11 protein-coding genes are annotated in these 16,768 nt (G+C 52.5%); 7 read left to right on the top strand and 4 right to left on the bottom strand.

Annotation, left to right across the window (positions count from 1 at the left end; genetic code table 11):
• Positions 1 to 33: 33 nt before the first annotated feature.
• From E2566_RS07575 to E2566_RS07560, 4 genes are all read right to left on the bottom strand, one after another.
• Positions 34 to 1,695 (bottom strand): methyl-accepting chemotaxis protein, encoded by a 1,662-nt coding sequence (locus tag E2566_RS07575; RefSeq protein WP_107170293.1) that lies wholly within the window; start codon positions 1,693 to 1,695, stop codon positions 34 to 36.
• Positions 1,696 to 2,607: 912 nt separating this feature from the next.
• Entirely contained in the window at positions 2,608 to 4,014 is a 1,407-nt protein-coding gene (gene ygjG, locus E2566_RS07570; RefSeq protein WP_205541859.1) for a putrescine aminotransferase, read from the bottom strand.
• 325 nt (positions 4,015 to 4,339) lie between these two features.
• Complete coding sequence (gene patD, locus E2566_RS07565) at positions 4,340 to 5,764, bottom strand: aminobutyraldehyde dehydrogenase (protein WP_107170295.1); 1,425 nt, start codon at positions 5,762 to 5,764, stop codon at positions 4,340 to 4,342.
• A 120-nt stretch (positions 5,765 to 5,884) separates the two neighbouring features.
• Positions 5,885 to 6,046, bottom strand: a complete 162-nt coding sequence (locus tag E2566_RS07560) for a hypothetical protein (protein WP_165800669.1) — start codon at positions 6,044 to 6,046, stop codon at positions 5,885 to 5,887.
• Between the two features lie 250 nt (positions 6,047 to 6,296).
• Here E2566_RS07560 and E2566_RS07555 point away from each other — a divergent pair, with 250 nt between their 5' ends.
• The 7 genes from E2566_RS07555 (at position 6,297) to E2566_RS07525 (ending at position 16,425) form a co-directional block, all read left to right on the top strand.
• Positions 6,297 to 6,806: an RNA polymerase sigma factor gene (locus tag E2566_RS07555; protein ID WP_107170296.1), complete on the top strand. Its 510-nt coding sequence runs from the start codon at positions 6,297 to 6,299 to the stop codon at positions 6,804 to 6,806.
• Between the two features lie 100 nt (positions 6,807 to 6,906).
• On the top strand, positions 6,907 to 7,860 hold the full coding sequence (locus E2566_RS07550) for a FecR family protein (protein WP_107170297.1): 954 nt from the start codon (positions 6,907 to 6,909) through the stop codon (positions 7,858 to 7,860).
• A gap of 264 nt (positions 7,861 to 8,124) precedes the next feature.
• Entirely contained in the window at positions 8,125 to 10,803 is a 2,679-nt protein-coding gene (locus E2566_RS07545; protein WP_107170298.1) for a TonB-dependent receptor, read from the top strand.
• A 117-nt stretch (positions 10,804 to 10,920) separates the two neighbouring features.
• The gene (locus E2566_RS07540) at positions 10,921 to 11,538 is read left to right on the top strand and encodes a heme acquisition protein HasA (RefSeq protein ID WP_107170299.1); all 618 of its coding nucleotides are present in this window, start codon (positions 10,921 to 10,923) and stop codon (positions 11,536 to 11,538) included.
• A 258-nt stretch (positions 11,539 to 11,796) separates the two neighbouring features.
• Complete coding sequence (locus tag E2566_RS07535) at positions 11,797 to 13,644, top strand: type I secretion system permease/ATPase (RefSeq protein ID WP_107170300.1); 1,848 nt, start codon at positions 11,797 to 11,799, stop codon at positions 13,642 to 13,644.
• A gap of 64 nt (positions 13,645 to 13,708) precedes the next feature.
• On the top strand, positions 13,709 to 15,067 hold the full coding sequence (locus tag E2566_RS07530) for an HlyD family type I secretion periplasmic adaptor subunit (protein WP_107170301.1): 1,359 nt from the start codon (positions 13,709 to 13,711) through the stop codon (positions 15,065 to 15,067).
• Positions 15,068 to 15,069: 2 nt separating this feature from the next.
• A complete protein-coding gene (locus E2566_RS07525; protein WP_107170302.1) occupies positions 15,070 to 16,425 on the top strand; it encodes a TolC family outer membrane protein in 1,356 nt (451 codons plus the stop codon).
• Positions 16,426 to 16,768: the final 343 nt, after the last annotated feature.

Here is a 16,768-nt window from a genome sequence, read left to right as displayed (position 1 = left end):
ACATGCTGGCAGCCATAACATAACGTTTATATATTAGAAACTCGTCCAATCTGACGCCCCTGAAGCCGATGCACTGGCAGAGGCTGGAAGCCTGGCAATCGGGAGCGTCTGCGTTGCTGGCTTCGGTGTGGATAGTCCATAACTCGCGATTTTGAACACCGAGACCTCTCTGACAAGCTGATCCGCTTGTTCCTTAAGACTTTGTGCTGCTGCCGCAGACTCTTCCACCAACGCGGCATTCTGCTGCGTAGTCTGATCCATTTGGCTCACCGCAATGCCTACCTGTTCGACTCCCGTCGACTGTTCGGCACTGGCGGAGCTAATCTCTGATACGGTATCGCTCAGTTGGCGGATAGACACCACAACCTGCTGCATTGTTTCCCCCGCTTTATTCACCAGCACAGAACCACGCTCGACGCGCTCAACGCTCGCAGTAATCAGATTTTTAATTTCTTTAGCGGCTTCTGCGCTACGCTGCGCCAGATTGCGCACTTCACCCGCAACAACGGCAAATCCTCGCCCCTGCTCGCCCGCTCGCGCCGCTTCAACGGCGGCGTTAAGCGCCAAAATATTCGTCTGGAACGCAATGCTATCGATGACATTAATGATATCGACAATACTGCGCGAGCTCTCATTAATGGACTTCATCGTATCCACGACGTCATTGACAACCTCCCCTCCCTGAAGCGCGACGGTACTCGCATTTTGGGCCAGCGCATTAGCCTGACGAGCATTGTCGGCATTGTTTTTTACCGTCATGCCTAATTGCGTCATGGTCGAAGACGTTTCTTCCAGCGCACTCGCCTGCTCTTCAGTCCGTGATGACAAATCGGCATTACCCTGAGCAATCTGCATACTGGCCGTAGCAACGCTCTCCGCATTGTTTCTGACGCCAACAACCATTTGCGTCAGCGCCGCTTGCATTTCCTGCATAGCCTCTAGCAGCAAACCTGTCTCATCACGGTTATTGACCACAATAGAACCACTCAAGTCCCCCACACTGATGCGCTTCGCAGAAGAAAGCGCAACAGAGAGCGGAACGGTGACACTTCGGGTTAATAACCAGGCGATAAAGCAGCCTAAAACAGCAGAGAAGACCGATAGCACTGCCATCCACAACAGCGCATTATTGATATATTCTTTCGTCACCTGTTTGGCATGGTCAACGAACGACACCTGTAACTCCGTTAACTCACGGAGCTTGGTAAAATAAAGCGACTGGATAGTAGCGATATCGCCAAACACTAATTCAGTAGCCAACGTATCCTGATCTTCCATCGCATAATCAATGGCTTTATTAATACTCAGGCTATACTGTTTTCTGATATCGATAAGTTGATTAAATAACTCCCGCCCTTTTTGCGAGTTGATACCGCTATCGAGATTTTTATATATTTCACTTGCCGAGTTGGTCGTTTTTACTATGATAACCTTGAGTTCCTGCTTTTCCTGTTGTTGATCTGCTGGAAGGAGGATAATGTCGCGTAAAGTACGAATGTTAGTATTTAATATATCTTGAATATCACGCAGCATGTCGACTTTTATCATTCGGCCCTCGGTAATTTCATCAACCTCGGCACCAATGTTTTTCATGAAATAATAGCCCACAGATGACAAAACAAGCGTCAGCATGATTAACAAACCAAAGCCCAGAGAAAGCCGCTTCCCAATTTTTATATTTTTAAATAAATCCATGTCAGCACCAGAACTTTACATTTTTGCAAAATATTTTCCCTATGGCGATTGATAAACATATTACCGATGACTGGTCTAAATAAAATACGACAAACGGTAAAGTGAATCGTTATCACAACAGGGTCCCTGGCCCTTCTAAATTTCTTATTTTCTGATGTAAACAGCAGAGTACACTCTAAATAATTCGAGTTTCAGGCAGGCGGCAAGCGAAGGAGTCCCGATGAGCTTACTTAAGTAAGTGATTCAGGTGACTGAACGCTGTCAACGCACATGCAACTTGAAGTATGACGAGTATAGAGGCATAAGAAACTCATTTAGCCATATATAGTTTTAAAATAATAATTATGTAGACGACATTTACTTACTGAAATTGTTTACTTGGTAAAGTAATTCAAGCCCCTTTTTATTCCATCCTAAAAATCACAGGTACACGCGACTAGTTGGAAACAAACCATTTATAAAAACGGCTCCGTTTTCATTTTCGCCCTTACCCTACTGGCATACGTTGCGCTTAATTAATGTTATGAACTGATAAAAAGAACATAAAGGTTCCGTAGTCTACGTTCTATAACTTTACACTATCATAAATAGAATATCGATCGAAAATAACGATCATTAAACCGTTCAATCCCCTGTATTCGATCGATTTTTTCTATCAGAAAAGAAGTTCCGGTTTTCATTCATTAAATTGAACTTATACATTAGAAGGCTAATAGTTTACGAAGCATCATAATAACGCCCACACCACGACGTTGTGAGCCGTTCGATATAGCGTAACATAGATGAACTAATTAGATTTTAAGCATGAAAGTAGACCACTTGTGCCTGGCAATATAAAAAAAACCAGTCAGTGAAAGCTGACTGGTTTTCGGTGTGGCCATAATCGCGTTCTGCGTGTTTCCGTCTTGTTTTTCACTCTACTGCATATTCCTTCATTTTATTTTCGTCAGGCATTGTGCCACTAAGTTTCTTAAGTACCTCTTTTGCCTCTTTCAGCACACAGGCACATTGCTCGTGCGTGATGGTAAGCGGTGGCTCGATCCTAACCGATTTAGCATTGTTCAACGTACCGGCGACCAATATATTGCGCTGAAACAACTCTTTCGCGAAGGCGTAGCCGATCTCGTTTTTTCTGAACTCGATAGCCTGTAGCAACCCCATTCCGCGCGCCTCGATAATCAGTTGAGGATACTCTGTCGCCAACTGCCGTAAGCCCTGTAACAAAAATTCTCCCTGCATTGCCGCCTGTTCTGCCAGATTTTTCGTCAGCAGTTCATTGACAGTTGCCAGCGCCGCCGCGCAGGCCAACGGGTTGCCGCCGAACGTGGTGGTATGCAGGAATGGATTTTCAAACAGTACGGAGAATACGGCTTCCGTCGCCACCGTTGCACCAATCGGCATTACTCCGCCCCCCAGCGCCTTCGCCAGACACAGAATGTCAGGCTGCACGCCATAATGCTCACAGGCGAACATCTTACCCGTGCGCCCCATCCCGGTTTGCACTTCATCCAAAATCAGCAGCGCTCCAACCTCATCGCATAATGCTCTGACCGCAGGCAAGTAATTCTCCGGTGGCACAATCACGCCACCTTCCCCCTGAATGGGCTCAAGGATGATGGCGGCAACGTCATCGCCGGTCTTCTGGCATTGCTGGACCTGCTTGCGCATGGCGCTAATATCGCCAAAAGCAACATGATGGAAGCCGGGTAACAGCGGCATGAAAGGTCGACGAAACGCGGGTTTGGCGGTGGCGGAAAGCGCACCGAGCGATTTCCCGTGGAAGGCACCGGTTGCGGCGATAAACGTATATTTACCACGCGGTGATTGGTAGGCCTTCGCTAACTTCAGGGCTGCTTCCACCGATTCCGTTCCACTATTACAGAAGAAGCTGTATTTCAAATTGCCCGGCGTCAGCGCCGCCAGCGTTTTTGCCAACAGCCCTCGCAGCGGGTCGAGTAGTTCCTGGCTATGCAGCGGTTGTCTGGCAAGCTGACTCTCAACGGCGGCAATCACATTAGGATTACGGTGCCCCACGTTAAAAATGCCGTAACCGCCCAGACAGTCCAGATATTCATTCCCTTGGGTATCAATCAACGTATTCGGGCCGCTGGCGCGCCATTCGACTGCGCCATAATCGCCGCCGGTAGTGACAGATTTTCGGTACTCCAGAAAACCTGGATTGACGTATTCACGAAAACAACTCAAAACTTCTCGATTCAGTGCCGCTATGTCATCGTGGGATAGCGTATCACTATGAATCCAATGCAGTGCCTGCTGAGTACACTCTAGCGGGTTAAGGTGGGCGTTTGATCTGGACAAAATGCGCTCCTTGAAAACGGACATCACGCGATGCCAATTTAATTAATGCACATAACACGCCAGTCGCCCGTCTTAAATCAGAATAAAATACAAAAACGCGATCTAAACCAAAAATTCAGCAGATGATTTGAACTAAATACGGATATTTAAAATTAATAACCACATGACAGGGGGAATGCCAGTGTGAAGGCAATTAAAATATCTTGCGCTGCCCCGTTTTTGCCCTGCACGCCCTCTTTTGGGGCGCGCCTGTGTTGGACAAACTCGCTACCTCATTCCCCTGATTGTTCTTTCAGGAAAAGCAGCCCCGACGGCGTGAATAACCTCAGTGCCGAATCATGATATGACGCACGATGGTGTAATCTTCCAGTCCGTACATCGACATATCTTTGCCGTAGCCAGACAACTTCTGTCCGCCGTGCGGCATTTCGCTCACCAACATAAAGTGAGTATTCACCCAGGTGCAGCCGTACTGAAGACATGCGGCAAGACGGTGTGCTCGCCCGATATCGCGCGTCCAGACCGACGAAGCCAGCCCGTAATGCGAGGCATTCGCCCAGCCAATCACCTGCGCCTCATCGTCAAACGGCGTAATAGAAATGACGGGACCAAACACCTCTTTCTGGACGATTTCATCTTCCTGCTTTGCGCCTGCCAACACCGTAGGCTGGAAATAGAATCCCTGCCCTTTCACCCGTTCGCCACCCGTCACCACCGTGATGTGCGGCAGCGCTTTTGCTCGTTCGACAAAACCAATCACACGTTCAAGCTGCGGCTCAGTAATCAACGGCCCCAGCTCGGTCGTTTCATCGTGCGGATCGCCTATTTTCAGCGTTGCCACCGCTTTTCCTAATGCTTCCACGACCTCATCGTAAATCGCACGCTGTACATACAGTCGACAGGCAGCAGTACAGTCTTGCCCCGCGTTGTAGAAACCGAAACTGCGAATGCCATCAACCACCTGATCGATATCGGCATCATCGAACACAATCACTGGCGCTTTGCCGCCCAACTCCATATGCGTGCGCTTTACGCTAGCAGCAGTATGGGCAAGAATATGCGCTCCGGTCGCAATCGAACCGGTTAGCGACACCATATTGACTTTCTCATGCCCTGTCAGCGCATCACCGATATCTGCACCACGACCAAACAGGATATTCACCACGCCAGCAGGAAGTATCTCCGCCAGCAGGTGCGCCAGATAGAATGTCGTCAGCGGGGTTTGCTCCGCCGGTTTCAGCACCACACAGTTTCCTGCCGCCAGCGCGGGTGCCAGCTTCCACGATGCCATCATCAGCGGGTAATTCCATGGGGCAATGGACGCTACCACACCAACCGGATCGCGCCGTATCATCGAGGTGTGTCCTTCCAGATATTCTCCCGCGGCTGAACCGCTCAAGCAACGTGCCGCCCCGGCAAAAAAACGAAAGACATCAGCCACCGCGGGGACTTCATCATTTAGCGCGGCATGGTAAGGTTTACCGCAGTTCAATGACTCCAGCTCGGCGAACGTCTCAGCGTTTTCCTCAATGGCATCGGCAATCCGTAGCAACAGCGTGGCGCGTGTTTTCGGCGTGGTCTGTCCCCAGTGTGCAAAGGCGGACTCCGCAGCCAGAACGGCTGCATCAACCTGGTGCAGATCGGCCTGCGCAATGGTAGCAATTTGCTCTCCCGTTGCGGGGTTGAATACCGCCAATGCCTCGCCTTTTCCTGCAACCAGCTTGCCTTCTATCAGTAATTTGTCATGCATACATTTTCCTTACAGAGAGAAAACGATCGTGTTTTTCATCACTATCTGCAAAATGTCTGTGCAAAAAACCTGCCACGTTATGTTTGGGCGTCAATCCGTTCTGCAACAGGCGGCATCAGACTAAGGCGTGTTACCCGACTCTTGCTTCGTCTGCGTCGCGGCCTGTCGTGCTTCCTCCGCCAGCGCCTCAATCTCTTCTTTCGTCAGTTGACCTGACGCCTCATGCACCTTTGCCAGCCCTTCGCTGACCGTCACGTCTTTGGGATCGTCCTTTGTCGTCATTGTCATTCCTCTTAATCAAATGATACGTCAACAAAGGTAAGTGTAGTCGACAGCTAAAATCCGCCAATCTGAAGAAGATTTAACTCTGCTTTCCCGTTCGTCATATGTGATAATAATTATCAATTACATCATATTTATTATTCAGGGCCTTACCCCGCCAGCGGACAATCACGATAGATAGCACCGTGACAAGGGAAAGGAGTTCTGTTGCCGCAGAGTCGGCGGGAAGGTCACCTGACGGGACGTTGGCATGTCAGAGTCTGAACTCAGAATGCTGTTCAACCACTATGCAGAACGGTTAGAACGCTATCTCAATCATAAACTGCGCGACCCTCAGGCAGCGGCAGATCTGGTGCAAGAGAGTTTTTTACGGTTGGCACAACGACTGGAACAGCAAGATGATGTAGACGACAAGAAAGCATATCTCTATAAAACAGCCAATAATTTGCTGCTTGACCATGTCCGCCACCAGCAGCGTTGGCAGATGACAACGGGTGTTGACGACGTGGATACGACGCTGGACTCTCTGCCTGATGCCGCTCCCCAACTCGATCGGACAGCGATCGCCCAACAGGAGCTGGAACGTCTGGCAAACGTACTGTTGACTCTGCCTGAGCGTACACAGCAGATATTTCATTTACACCGGTTTGAACACATGACACAGGCGCAGATTGCCCAGCAGTTGGACATATCCCTCAGCACCGTTGAAAAGCATCTTGCGATGACACTGCATGCCATGCTGACGATCCGCTCCTCGTGAAAATCGCCGCCAATAATGAAATAATCACAAATTATTTACGGGTTTATTGCCGTCAGACGTCTACGTATTTAGAGACCCTACACACTCCAGGCCTATCAACATGAACGATTATCCCCCTGAAATCCATCAGCAGGCAGCACGATGGGCTATACGTTTAGCCGAAGCGCCGCTGGACGATGAACAGGAACTGGCATTTCAGCATTGGCTGGCGCAGGACTCACGCCATCGCCATGCTTTGGAACAGGCAGGGATGCTCTGGCACGAGTTAGGGTCGCTCAGCGCCGAGCAAAAAAAGGTGCTGCAACCACAGCCGTTAGTCAAGTTGCCCACCAGACGCCCCCACCGTGCGACACAGTGGAAAATCGCGGCCTTATTACTGCTGGGTTTCAGTCTCGGCACAACGTGGATTTCCGACGGTATTATAACGCTGCGCTCGGATTATCATGCCGATCATCAGGTCAAACAGGTTACGCTACCGGACGGCAGCCAGGTCGATATGGATGCGGGTAGCGCTATTGCTCTTGCTTACACGCCGCAAGAACGGCGCGTCACATTGCTGCAAGGCTCGGCCTGGTTCACCGTTGCCCCGACGAATGCACAGGAAAAACGTCCTTTCCTGGTCGATGCGGCGTCAGGAACAACACAGGCACTCGGTACGCAATTCATTGTGCAGAATACATCGCAGATCACGACGGTCGGCGTGGTGGAGCACAGCGTTCAGGTCACGGCAAATGGACAAACACTACGGCTTGATGAGGAGCAAGCAGCACGTTATACCGAACAAGGCCTGACGCGTCTGCCCGGGTGGAATAGTCGCGAACGTGGCGATTGGCGGCGTGGCTTGCTGATATTTGATCAACAGCCGCTCGCTATCGTGATCGCACGTATCAACCAGTACCGTTCTGGTACGATCGTCATCCCGAGTTCAGCGTTGCGCCAACGTCAGGTTAGCGGCATTTTTTCTCTGAACGAACTGGATAACGCGCTGCAAACCATGACCGCTGAACTGGGCGCCAAAACCGTTGCTCTGCCCGGTGTCACCATTCTGTACTGATTCTCCTCCCCCGGTTTCCTTTCTCTGCCGCTCCTGCAACGCCGTTCGGGAGCGGTGAGCGTTCATTAAGAACCACGGCGTTTACAATGCCGCAACTCACCGGTGAAAAAATTTTAAATATTTTTTTACGGGTTCTGCTTTCTCAACCGTCTTCATATTTAGGTAATGATTTTTATTATCATTTTCATTAAGAGCAAAGAGATTAATCATCCCTTTGTTTGTTAATGCTTATTAGTCATTTAACTGACGGTAGACCAGGCGAAAATGTTTAAAAAAACACCACAGCAAAATGTCCGTTTGTTACAACTTAGTCCTCTTTCTCTTGCCGTCGGCATTGCACTCTCACTGCTTAGTTCGTACCACTATGCACAAGCAGAAACACAGGCCGCCAACATTCAGGAAGCCGCTCGTCAAAGCGTTACCTTTTCCATTAATCCACAACCCTTGAGTAGCGCATTGCTCCGCTTCGCCGAGCAGGCCGGGCTACAGGTGTTCTTTGCTGACGTCAAACTCGAAAATATGCAGGCCGCCGCGCTTCAAGGCCGCTTCACGCCCGAGCAAGGGCTACGCCAGTTGATTGGCACCAACCCGGTTGATTTTCAGATCGACAACAACGGCGTGATTACCCTGCGACCTCGTTCAGTCAATGTCGATACGGCAAAAATAGACGATGTGATGACGGTACGCGCTTTTACGGTTGCCAATCCGGGCGACTGGATCTACGAGCAACCCCGCGCCATCAGCGTGATTTCACGTGAACAGATGGATCAGCGTCCTGCACGCCACGCTGCCGATATGTTGGAACAATCTGCTGGTGTTTACTCCAGCGTCAGCCAGCAAGACCCTTCATTGTCGGTAAACATTCGCGGGATACAGGACTTTGGTCGCGTGAATATGAACATTGACGGCGTACGGCAAAATTTTCAAAAAACCGGTTACGGCCAGCGTAACGGGCAGATGTATATCGACTCGGAATTGCTCACCGGCGCAACCATTGAAAAAGGCGCGACAAATGTGATGGGCAGCGCAGGAACCTTGGGCGGCGTCGCCACCTTTAATACCGCCAGCGCCCACGATTTTCTAGCACCGGGTAAAGAACTCGGCGGAAAACTGCACGCCAGCACGGGCGACAACGGGACACATTTCATTGGCAGCGGCATCCTCGCACTGGGCAATGAAAGCGGCGATATTCTGGTGGGTGCCAGCGAACGTCATCTCGGCGACTACTGGCCGGGTAACGACGGCAACCTCGGTAATATCCGTATCCCCGGCAATTCAAATAATTACGAAGAGTGGGCCAATAACTTAAAGCATCAAAAAGTGACCAGCGCAGCTTATACCATGCGCTCGCGGCTGGCGAAAATCGGCTGGAATCTGCCAGCTAATCAGCGCTTCCAGCTCAGCTATATGCAAACGCAAACCTCTTCTGAAAACGCAGGGACGCTATCCAATCTCTCCAATACCGATCTGGGATGGCGAGCCAGCGGGCACAGCAATATTATGGCGCGCAGTACCGCGCTCGATTACAGCCTGAAGCCAGACAACCAGCGCTGGCTGGATTTGAAGACCAAAATTTACTACGCCGATACCAATAACGACACCGATAACTATGCCCTCTCCAATACCAGCGCCTATCACGAACGCACGCGATTGCGTACCTACGGCGCGCAGGCGCAAAACACCTCGACGCTGTTACAACGGGGCGCACACGAGCTAAAAGCCGATTACGGGTTAGATTTTTATTATGACAAAATCACGACGGACAGCACCAACAGTACGGCCAGTAACGCCACCCCGGAAGGGAACCGCGCGATGGCCAGCCTGTTCGCGAATCTGAATTACGCCTACGACGAGTGGGTAACGCTGCAAGGTGGCCTGCGTTACGATCGTTATCGGTTACGCGGCACCACCAGCATCAGCTATCGGGACATTCCCTATACCATCACGGACCCCTGTAGGCAAAGGTCGATCGCACTCTGCCCGCCGTTTGTGACCACCACGCAGGATTGGAATGTCGATGACGAGCAAGGCAAGCTATCCCCTACGCTATTTGCTGGTGTCCGACCCGGCGTTGAATGGCTACAGCTGTTCACCAGCTATGGCCTGTCCTGGCGGCCGCCGTCAGTCAGTGAAACCTTTGCCAACGGCACCTACAGCGCAGGTAACTATTACCTGTATCCAAATCCTAATCTCAAACCGGAGCGTTCCCGCGCCTGGGAGGTCGGGTTCAATATACAGAAACCCGAATTGTTTATGGATGGCGACAGGCTGGTCACCAAAGTGTCCTACTTCGACACCCGGATAAACGACTACATCAGCCTGAACGGTGCGCGTAATAAGCCGGGCTATAACGGCTATTCGCTCAGCAATTCCGTGTTCCAGAACAATCTAGTGAAAAGCCGTTTCCGCGGGATGGAATATCAACTTAATTACGACGCGGGCTTTCTGTACGTCGATGCGACCTACACCCATATGATCGGCAATAACGATTTCTGTGCGCCAGTGGCCTGGATGGGCGGCGTCACGACCGTTGGTGGCTCCAGAAGAAACTACTACTCCACACCTGTCGATACCACGGCCAGTGATTTCACTTGCCAAAAAACGCTGTTACTCAGCAACGCCGCCTATCTGCCGGGCGACCGCGGTTCGGTCACGCTGGGGACGCGCGTCTTCGATCGCAAGCTGGATATGGGCGTCACGATGCGCTTTGCTCCCGGCTATCAGGACGCTGCCGCACCGGCCAACTCCGCCTATTTAGCCGACTGGCCCAAATATGAAGTTTACGATCTGTACGCCAGCTATCGTCTGACCGACAGCCTGACGGTACGCGGTTCCGTCGAGAATATCGCTAACCGTACTTACATCGTGAGCTATGGCGAATCACTGGGCTACACGCCAAGCCGGGGAAGAACGGTGCAGGCTGGCGTGGAGTATCGATTCTAATTTCTCTGTTTCCCAATGCGGGAGGCAGGAAAACAAAGGGGATGGGATGGCTCATCCTCTTTCACGACAGACACGGATGACCGTGCCTGTAGATCGTTAGTTAATGAGGAATCTATTATGAGTTTTGCAATTACCTACGATGCCTACTATGCCAATTACAGCATTGCCAGCTACCTGACTGAATGGTCTGCAGCCTTTGGCGACGTTAATCATACCGCGGGTAATACACAAGTCGGTGGCAATAATACCGGGGGCTTTTACGGCGGCGACACCTTTATAGACGGTACTCAATATGCGATCACGAGTACGCAGAATGACTTTTCTGCACTTATTGCCGGCGGCGATCTGACCTACAGCCTCTTCTCTCCTCCTGCTCATACGCTGTGGGGTCAGTTAGACACGCTGTCCTTCGGGAACGTTCTGCAAGGTGGCACTACCGCAGGCACCACCTATTCTCTTGCTGAGCCAGAAGTCACCTTCAGCGGGCTGGGTCTCTCCACGGATATTGCCAACCAGAATGTTGACGATCGCGGCGTGGTACATGACGTGATTTATGGCCTGATGAGCGGACAGGTTCAGCCGCTGCTGACTGCACTGACAAATGCGGGTATCGATATTAACGCGAGCCTGGATAGCCTGAGCTTCGCCACGGCGACCTCCGATGCCGCGCTTTCTGCCGATACCGTGGTTGACGTCGTTGGCGTCGCCGAAACGGCTGATCTGCTGGCGGCATAAGAAAACGGCTAAAAGATGACGCTTTTAGCCGTTTGAGTGAACACCGTCGCGGTACGGAGAGAGTATGTACCCTAAATAATGCGCGTTGCAGGGACGCAGCGTGAATTATGGCGGGTACGGCACCGCGGCGGCTTATTGAGTGTAATAACCGTTGGCAAACCGCGTCAATAGCGATACGGCTAACCGCTTTCCCCTCTGCCACGCTGTAGGCACACCACAGTGAGAACCATGGCGATTTTATTGAAGAAGGAATACCCCATGCCCGCACTCCATCCGGCGCCATCAGGCCGGGAGATCATTGACGCGCTGGCCGCCTATCGTCGGGGGTTCTGGGGTATTGGCCTGTTTAGCGCCGTCATCAACCTGCTGATGCTGGCACCAGCAATTTATATGCTCCAAGTCTATGACCGCGTCCTGCCTTCCAGCAGCACCATGACGCTGGCGATGCTGACGATCATGATGCTGGGCCTGTTTTTATTGATGGGATTACTGGAATGGATACGCAGCGCCGTGGTGATCCGACTCGGTACACAGATGGATATGCGGCTGAATCAGCGTATCTATAACGCCGCATTCGAAAGTAATCTCAGGAACGGCACGGCGGGAGCCGGGCAAGCCTTAAACGATCTGACCGCCCTGCGCCAGTTCGCCACCGGGAATGCGCTGTTCGCCTTCTTTGATGCACCGTGGTTTCCCGTTTACCTTCTGGTGATCTTCTTACTTCATCCCTGGCTGGGCGCGATGGCGCTGGCGGGGGCAATAGTGCTGATTGTGCTGGCCTGGCTGAATCAAAAACTGACGCGCGAACCTTTGGCCTTAGCGGCACAAAACACCGTTCAGGCGACACAGCAGGCTAACGCTAACCTGCGCAACGCCGATGCGATTGAAGCCATGGGAATGCTGCCCGCCATGCGTGAACGTTGGCTGACGCAGCATAACGCTTTTCTCTATTATCAGAACGTTGCCAGCGAAAAAAGCGCCAACATTACCTCGCTGACGAAAAGCACCCGGCTGGCACTTCAGTCGCTGATGCTGGGTCTGGGCGCACTGCTGGCCGTCAACGGCGATATCACGCCGGGTATGATGATCGCAGGTTCCATTCTGGTAAGCCGCGTTCTCAGCCCAATCGATCAAATCATTGGCGTCTGGAAACAGTGGATGCAGGCACGTCTCGCCTGGCAACGTGTCAACATCTTGCTCGATAATCACCCGGCACGACCTGTTGGCATGGCGCTTCCTGCACCAGCAGGGAGACTCCAGGTCGAACAACTCAGCGCCAACGCCCCCAACTCCCGAACGCCCCTACTCGCCAATATTACGTTTGAACTGGCCCCCGGCGATGTGCTCGGCGTCTTAGGCCCCTCCGGTTCAGGTAAATCCACCCTCGCCCGCCTGCTGGTTGCGGCCATGCCCGCCCTCAGCGGCAAAGTCAGGCTAGATGGCGCAGACATGCACCAATGGGACAAAGGCGAACTAGGTCGGTTCATCGGCTATCTGCCGCAGGATGTGCAGCTTTTTAACGGAACGATTGCCGAAAACATTGCGCGCTTCACTCAGCCGGATGCAGAAAAGATCGTTGCCGCCGCCATCACGGCAGGCGTTCACGAGATGATTCTACGGTTGCCGCAGGGCTACGATACGCTGTTGGGGGAAGGCGGTGCCAGACTATCCGGCGGCCAAAAGCAGCGTGTCGCTCTCGCCAGAGCCATTTACAACCAGCCACGCCTGATTGTGATGGATGAACCGAATGCCAGCCTGGATGACGATGGCGAGAAAGCCTTATTGGCCGCCATTGCCGCCCAACAGGAAAACCAAAGCACGCAGATATTAATCACCCATAAACCCGCGCTACTGTCCTGCGCCAATAAGCTATTAGTCCTGCGCGCTGGGCAGATCCAGTATTTCGGCACAACCGAGCAGGTACTGAAAGAACTACAGCGCGCTAAGCCCGCTAATACATCTGTTACCAAATCCGCCAGCGCCCAATCCACGCCAGCTAAGACAGGCAACGCCGCAAATGCCTTTACCCCAAAAGAACCCGGTTCTGCCGGGCTGAGCATGGTATACAGCGCGCCGACGCCACGCCGTGCCGCTCCGGATAAATGAGGCTTAGCGCATTGATAACGAACGCCTGCCGTCAGAAAAGCATCATGGAAAGAAGAGGATAACCATGTCCGCGTTACGCGAAGTCACATCACAATCGACAGCCCCACTTCCTCAAGTGGAGGATAACGTTGCAGCGATGCCGTTACATACTGATGCCGGACGCTATTTGAAGCATGGCCTCTGGCTGGTACTTGTCGGCTTTGGTGGCTTGCTACTCTGGGCAGGCATGGCACCGTTGGATAAAGGCGTCGCGGTATCCGGTCGGGTTGTCGTTGCGGATAACCGTAAAGTGGTGCAGCCCGTCAGTAGTGGACGCATCGCCTCACTCACCGTACGGGATGGCGATCGTGTGCAGGCTGGGCAAATCCTTGCCACGCTGGACCAAACGCCCGCTCAGGCACAGCGCGACAATCTCGTCACCCAGCTTCAGGAAGCGTTCGCGGGCGAAGCGCGCTTGCGGGCGGAACGCGACGATCTGAACACGATCGCCTTCCCTGCTCCCACTGAGCAACACAACACCGTCACGCAACAAATTCAGATTGCCCAGCAGCAGCTGTTCATCAGCCGTCGTGCAGCCCTTCAACAGGAACACACAGCGATACAGGCCGCTATCATCGGGGCAAAAGCGCAGTCGCAAGGTTCACAGGCGCTGCTTGCCAGCAGCCAAACGCAATTTCAGATCGTCAGCGAACAGCTGCGCGGGCTGCGTCCGCTGGCACAGGAAGGCTATATCGCCCGTAATCGCCTGCTGGACGTCGAGCGGCAAGCCGCCCAACTGGCTGGTGCGATCGCGCAGGAACGGAATAATCAGGTACAGCTCCAGCAGCAGGTCGTCGAACTGGAGCAAAAGATCCAGCAACGCCAGAACGAATACCAGAAAGAGGTACGCACCCAACTCGCCGATACTCAACGTTCCATTCAAGATCTCACCCAGAGGCTGAAAACAGCGGAGTATGAACTTCAGCACACGCACATTCGCGCGCCCGCCAGCGGCACGGTGGTCGGGCTGGTGCTGCACACCGAAGGTGGCGTAGTGAATAGCGGACAGATGTTGATGGAAATCGTTCCCGCTGGACAACCGCTCTTGATTGACGCACAGCTGCCTATCGAGCTGGTGGACAGAGTCAGCAACGGGCTGCCGGTCGAGCTGCTATTTTCCGCTTTTAATCAAAGCACCACGCCGCGTATTTCCGGCGTGGTCGCACTCATCGGTGCCGACCAGTTAGTCGAGCAACAGACGGGAAAACCCTATTACGCCCTGCGTATACATGTCGATGAACAGGGTAAACAGCAGCTTGCCGGGCTGGATGTTCGCCCTGGTATGCCAGTGGAGGCTTTTATTCGTACCGGTGAGCGTTCCCTGCTCAACTATCTGTTCAAACCGCTTGCCGACCGCCTGCATCTGGCACTGACCGAGGAATAACCATGCTGCGCCTCTCATCTGTTTATCGCGCGGCGATCCGCTCCTGCTATTTCGCCCCTCTCTTTCTCATACTGAGCTACAGCGCGCCGAGTCAGGCTCTGGGGCTCATGGAAGCCTGGCAGCATGCGTTAACGCACGATCCCGCTTTCCTGGCTGCCGTACATGCGCGCAACGCCGACAGCGAAGAGAAGCATATCGGGCGTGCCGGACTGCTACCAAAAATCACCTATGACTACAGCCAGTCCCGTAACGATTCTACCGTTACGGCGGGAAACCAACAGTCAGAGCGGGATTACACTAGCCGCGCTTCCAGCTTTTCCGTGCAACAGCCGTTGATCGACTACGCCGCGTGGTCGCGCTATCAGCAAGGTGAAGCCAGCGCCGTGCTGGCAGACGAACAGCTGCGCGATGCCAGCCAGCAGCTGTTGGTACGCCTGTTTCAGGCCTACACCAACGTGCTGTTTAGCCGCGAACAGATTGCGCTGGTTCAGGCACAGCAGCGTGCCTATCGCGAACAATATCAACTGAATCAACGCCTCTTCCAGCAGGGAGAAGGCACCCGCACCGATATGCTGGAAACTGAGGCACGGGTCAACCTGACGGAAGCACAGCTCATCGAAGCGCAAGACAACCTGGATATCAGCCTGCGGGAATTGGAAACACTGCTGGGGATGCCCGTTGGCGTAGAGCAGCTTGCGGTATTAACCCCGCGCTTCACCGCGCTGCCACTTCAACCTTCGGGCTATCAGCACTGGCAATCGCTGGCGTTACGTCACAACGCTCAGCTACTGGCGCTGAATCAATCGCTCGCCGTGGCGAAATACAGCATTGAACGCAATCGGGCAGGCCACCTGCCGCAGGTCACGCTGGTCGCCAGCACCCGTAACACGCAATCAGATACTGAAAACAGTTATAACCAGAAATACGATACGCGTTCGATTGGCATCCGCGTTAGCGTACCGATTTTTGCGGGCGGCGGCGTCTCTGCCGCAACGCGTCAGGCAAAGGAGCGCTATCAGCAAACCGCGCGGGAAAAGGACGAACAGACGGCGACCATCCAGACGGAACTGCGTCGCCAGTTTAATTTGGTCACCAGCAGTCAGGCGAAAATCCGCGCCTATGAACTAGCGGAAAAATCAGCGCTGGCGTTGGTTACCGCGACCCAAAAGAGCGTTCAGGGTGGGGAGCGCGTGAATCTTGATGTGCTGAATGCTGAACAGCAGCTTTACGGCGCCCGGCGCAACCTGACCGAAGCACGCTATACCTGGCTGACGGCCTGGCTACAGCTGCGTTACTACGCAGGCACGCTGGATGAGCAGACATTACGCCAGTTAGCGACCTATTTCGTGCATACCTAGCGGCATAAAGGGTGCCGCTAGAAAGAAGACAGGGTCGCTGACGTGCCGATATTCGGCCATATTCTTCTTTGAAATGAAAATAGTTTGCATCCATATATTCGATAAAACTTATAGAATTTTTATATTAATAACTAATCACACTATAAAGAACGTTCTCCTTCGCATCTAATGCAAACATAGCAGAAAATACGTTAGCTATATTCTTGAGGTGAATAGCGGTGACGTAGCCGCTATTTTTATTTTTCGATAATCCCGCTATGGTCTGGCGTTGACTTCATTACCAAAAAGGGATTCATTATGCCATTTTTAAAACTAATCATTTAAAAACAATGAAATATGATAA

Origin of the sequence: Pectobacterium punjabense (genome assembly GCF_012427845.1) — a bacterium.
Taxonomy (GTDB): Bacteria; Pseudomonadota; Gammaproteobacteria; order Enterobacterales; family Enterobacteriaceae; genus Pectobacterium; species Pectobacterium punjabense.
This window is presented reverse-complemented; position numbering and strand designations above follow the sequence as displayed.

Bases quoted from the DNA above. Each gene is read 5' to 3' on its own strand.
- E2566_RS07575 (WP_107170293.1), bottom strand. From the start codon at position 1,695: ATGGATTTATTTAAAAATATAAAAATTGGGAAGCGGCTTTCTCTGGGC.
- patD (WP_107170295.1), bottom strand. From the start codon at position 5,764: ATGCATGACAAATTACTGATAGAAGGCAAGCTGGTTGCAGGAAAAGGC.
- E2566_RS07560 (WP_165800669.1), bottom strand. From the start codon at position 6,046: ATGACGACAAAGGACGATCCCAAAGACGTGACGGTCAGCGAAGGGCTG.
- E2566_RS07555 (WP_107170296.1), top strand. From the start codon at position 6,297: ATGTCAGAGTCTGAACTCAGAATGCTGTTCAACCACTATGCAGAACGG.
- E2566_RS07550 (WP_107170297.1), top strand. From the start codon at position 6,907: ATGAACGATTATCCCCCTGAAATCCATCAGCAGGCAGCACGATGGGCT.
- E2566_RS07545 (WP_107170298.1), top strand. From the start codon at position 8,125: ATGTTTAAAAAAACACCACAGCAAAATGTCCGTTTGTTACAACTTAGT.
- E2566_RS07540 (WP_107170299.1), top strand. From the start codon at position 10,921: ATGAGTTTTGCAATTACCTACGATGCCTACTATGCCAATTACAGCATT.
- E2566_RS07535 (WP_107170300.1), top strand. From the start codon at position 11,797: ATGCCCGCACTCCATCCGGCGCCATCAGGCCGGGAGATCATTGACGCG.
- E2566_RS07530 (WP_107170301.1), top strand. From the start codon at position 13,709: ATGTCCGCGTTACGCGAAGTCACATCACAATCGACAGCCCCACTTCCT.
- E2566_RS07525 (WP_107170302.1), top strand. From the start codon at position 15,070: ATGCTGCGCCTCTCATCTGTTTATCGCGCGGCGATCCGCTCCTGCTAT.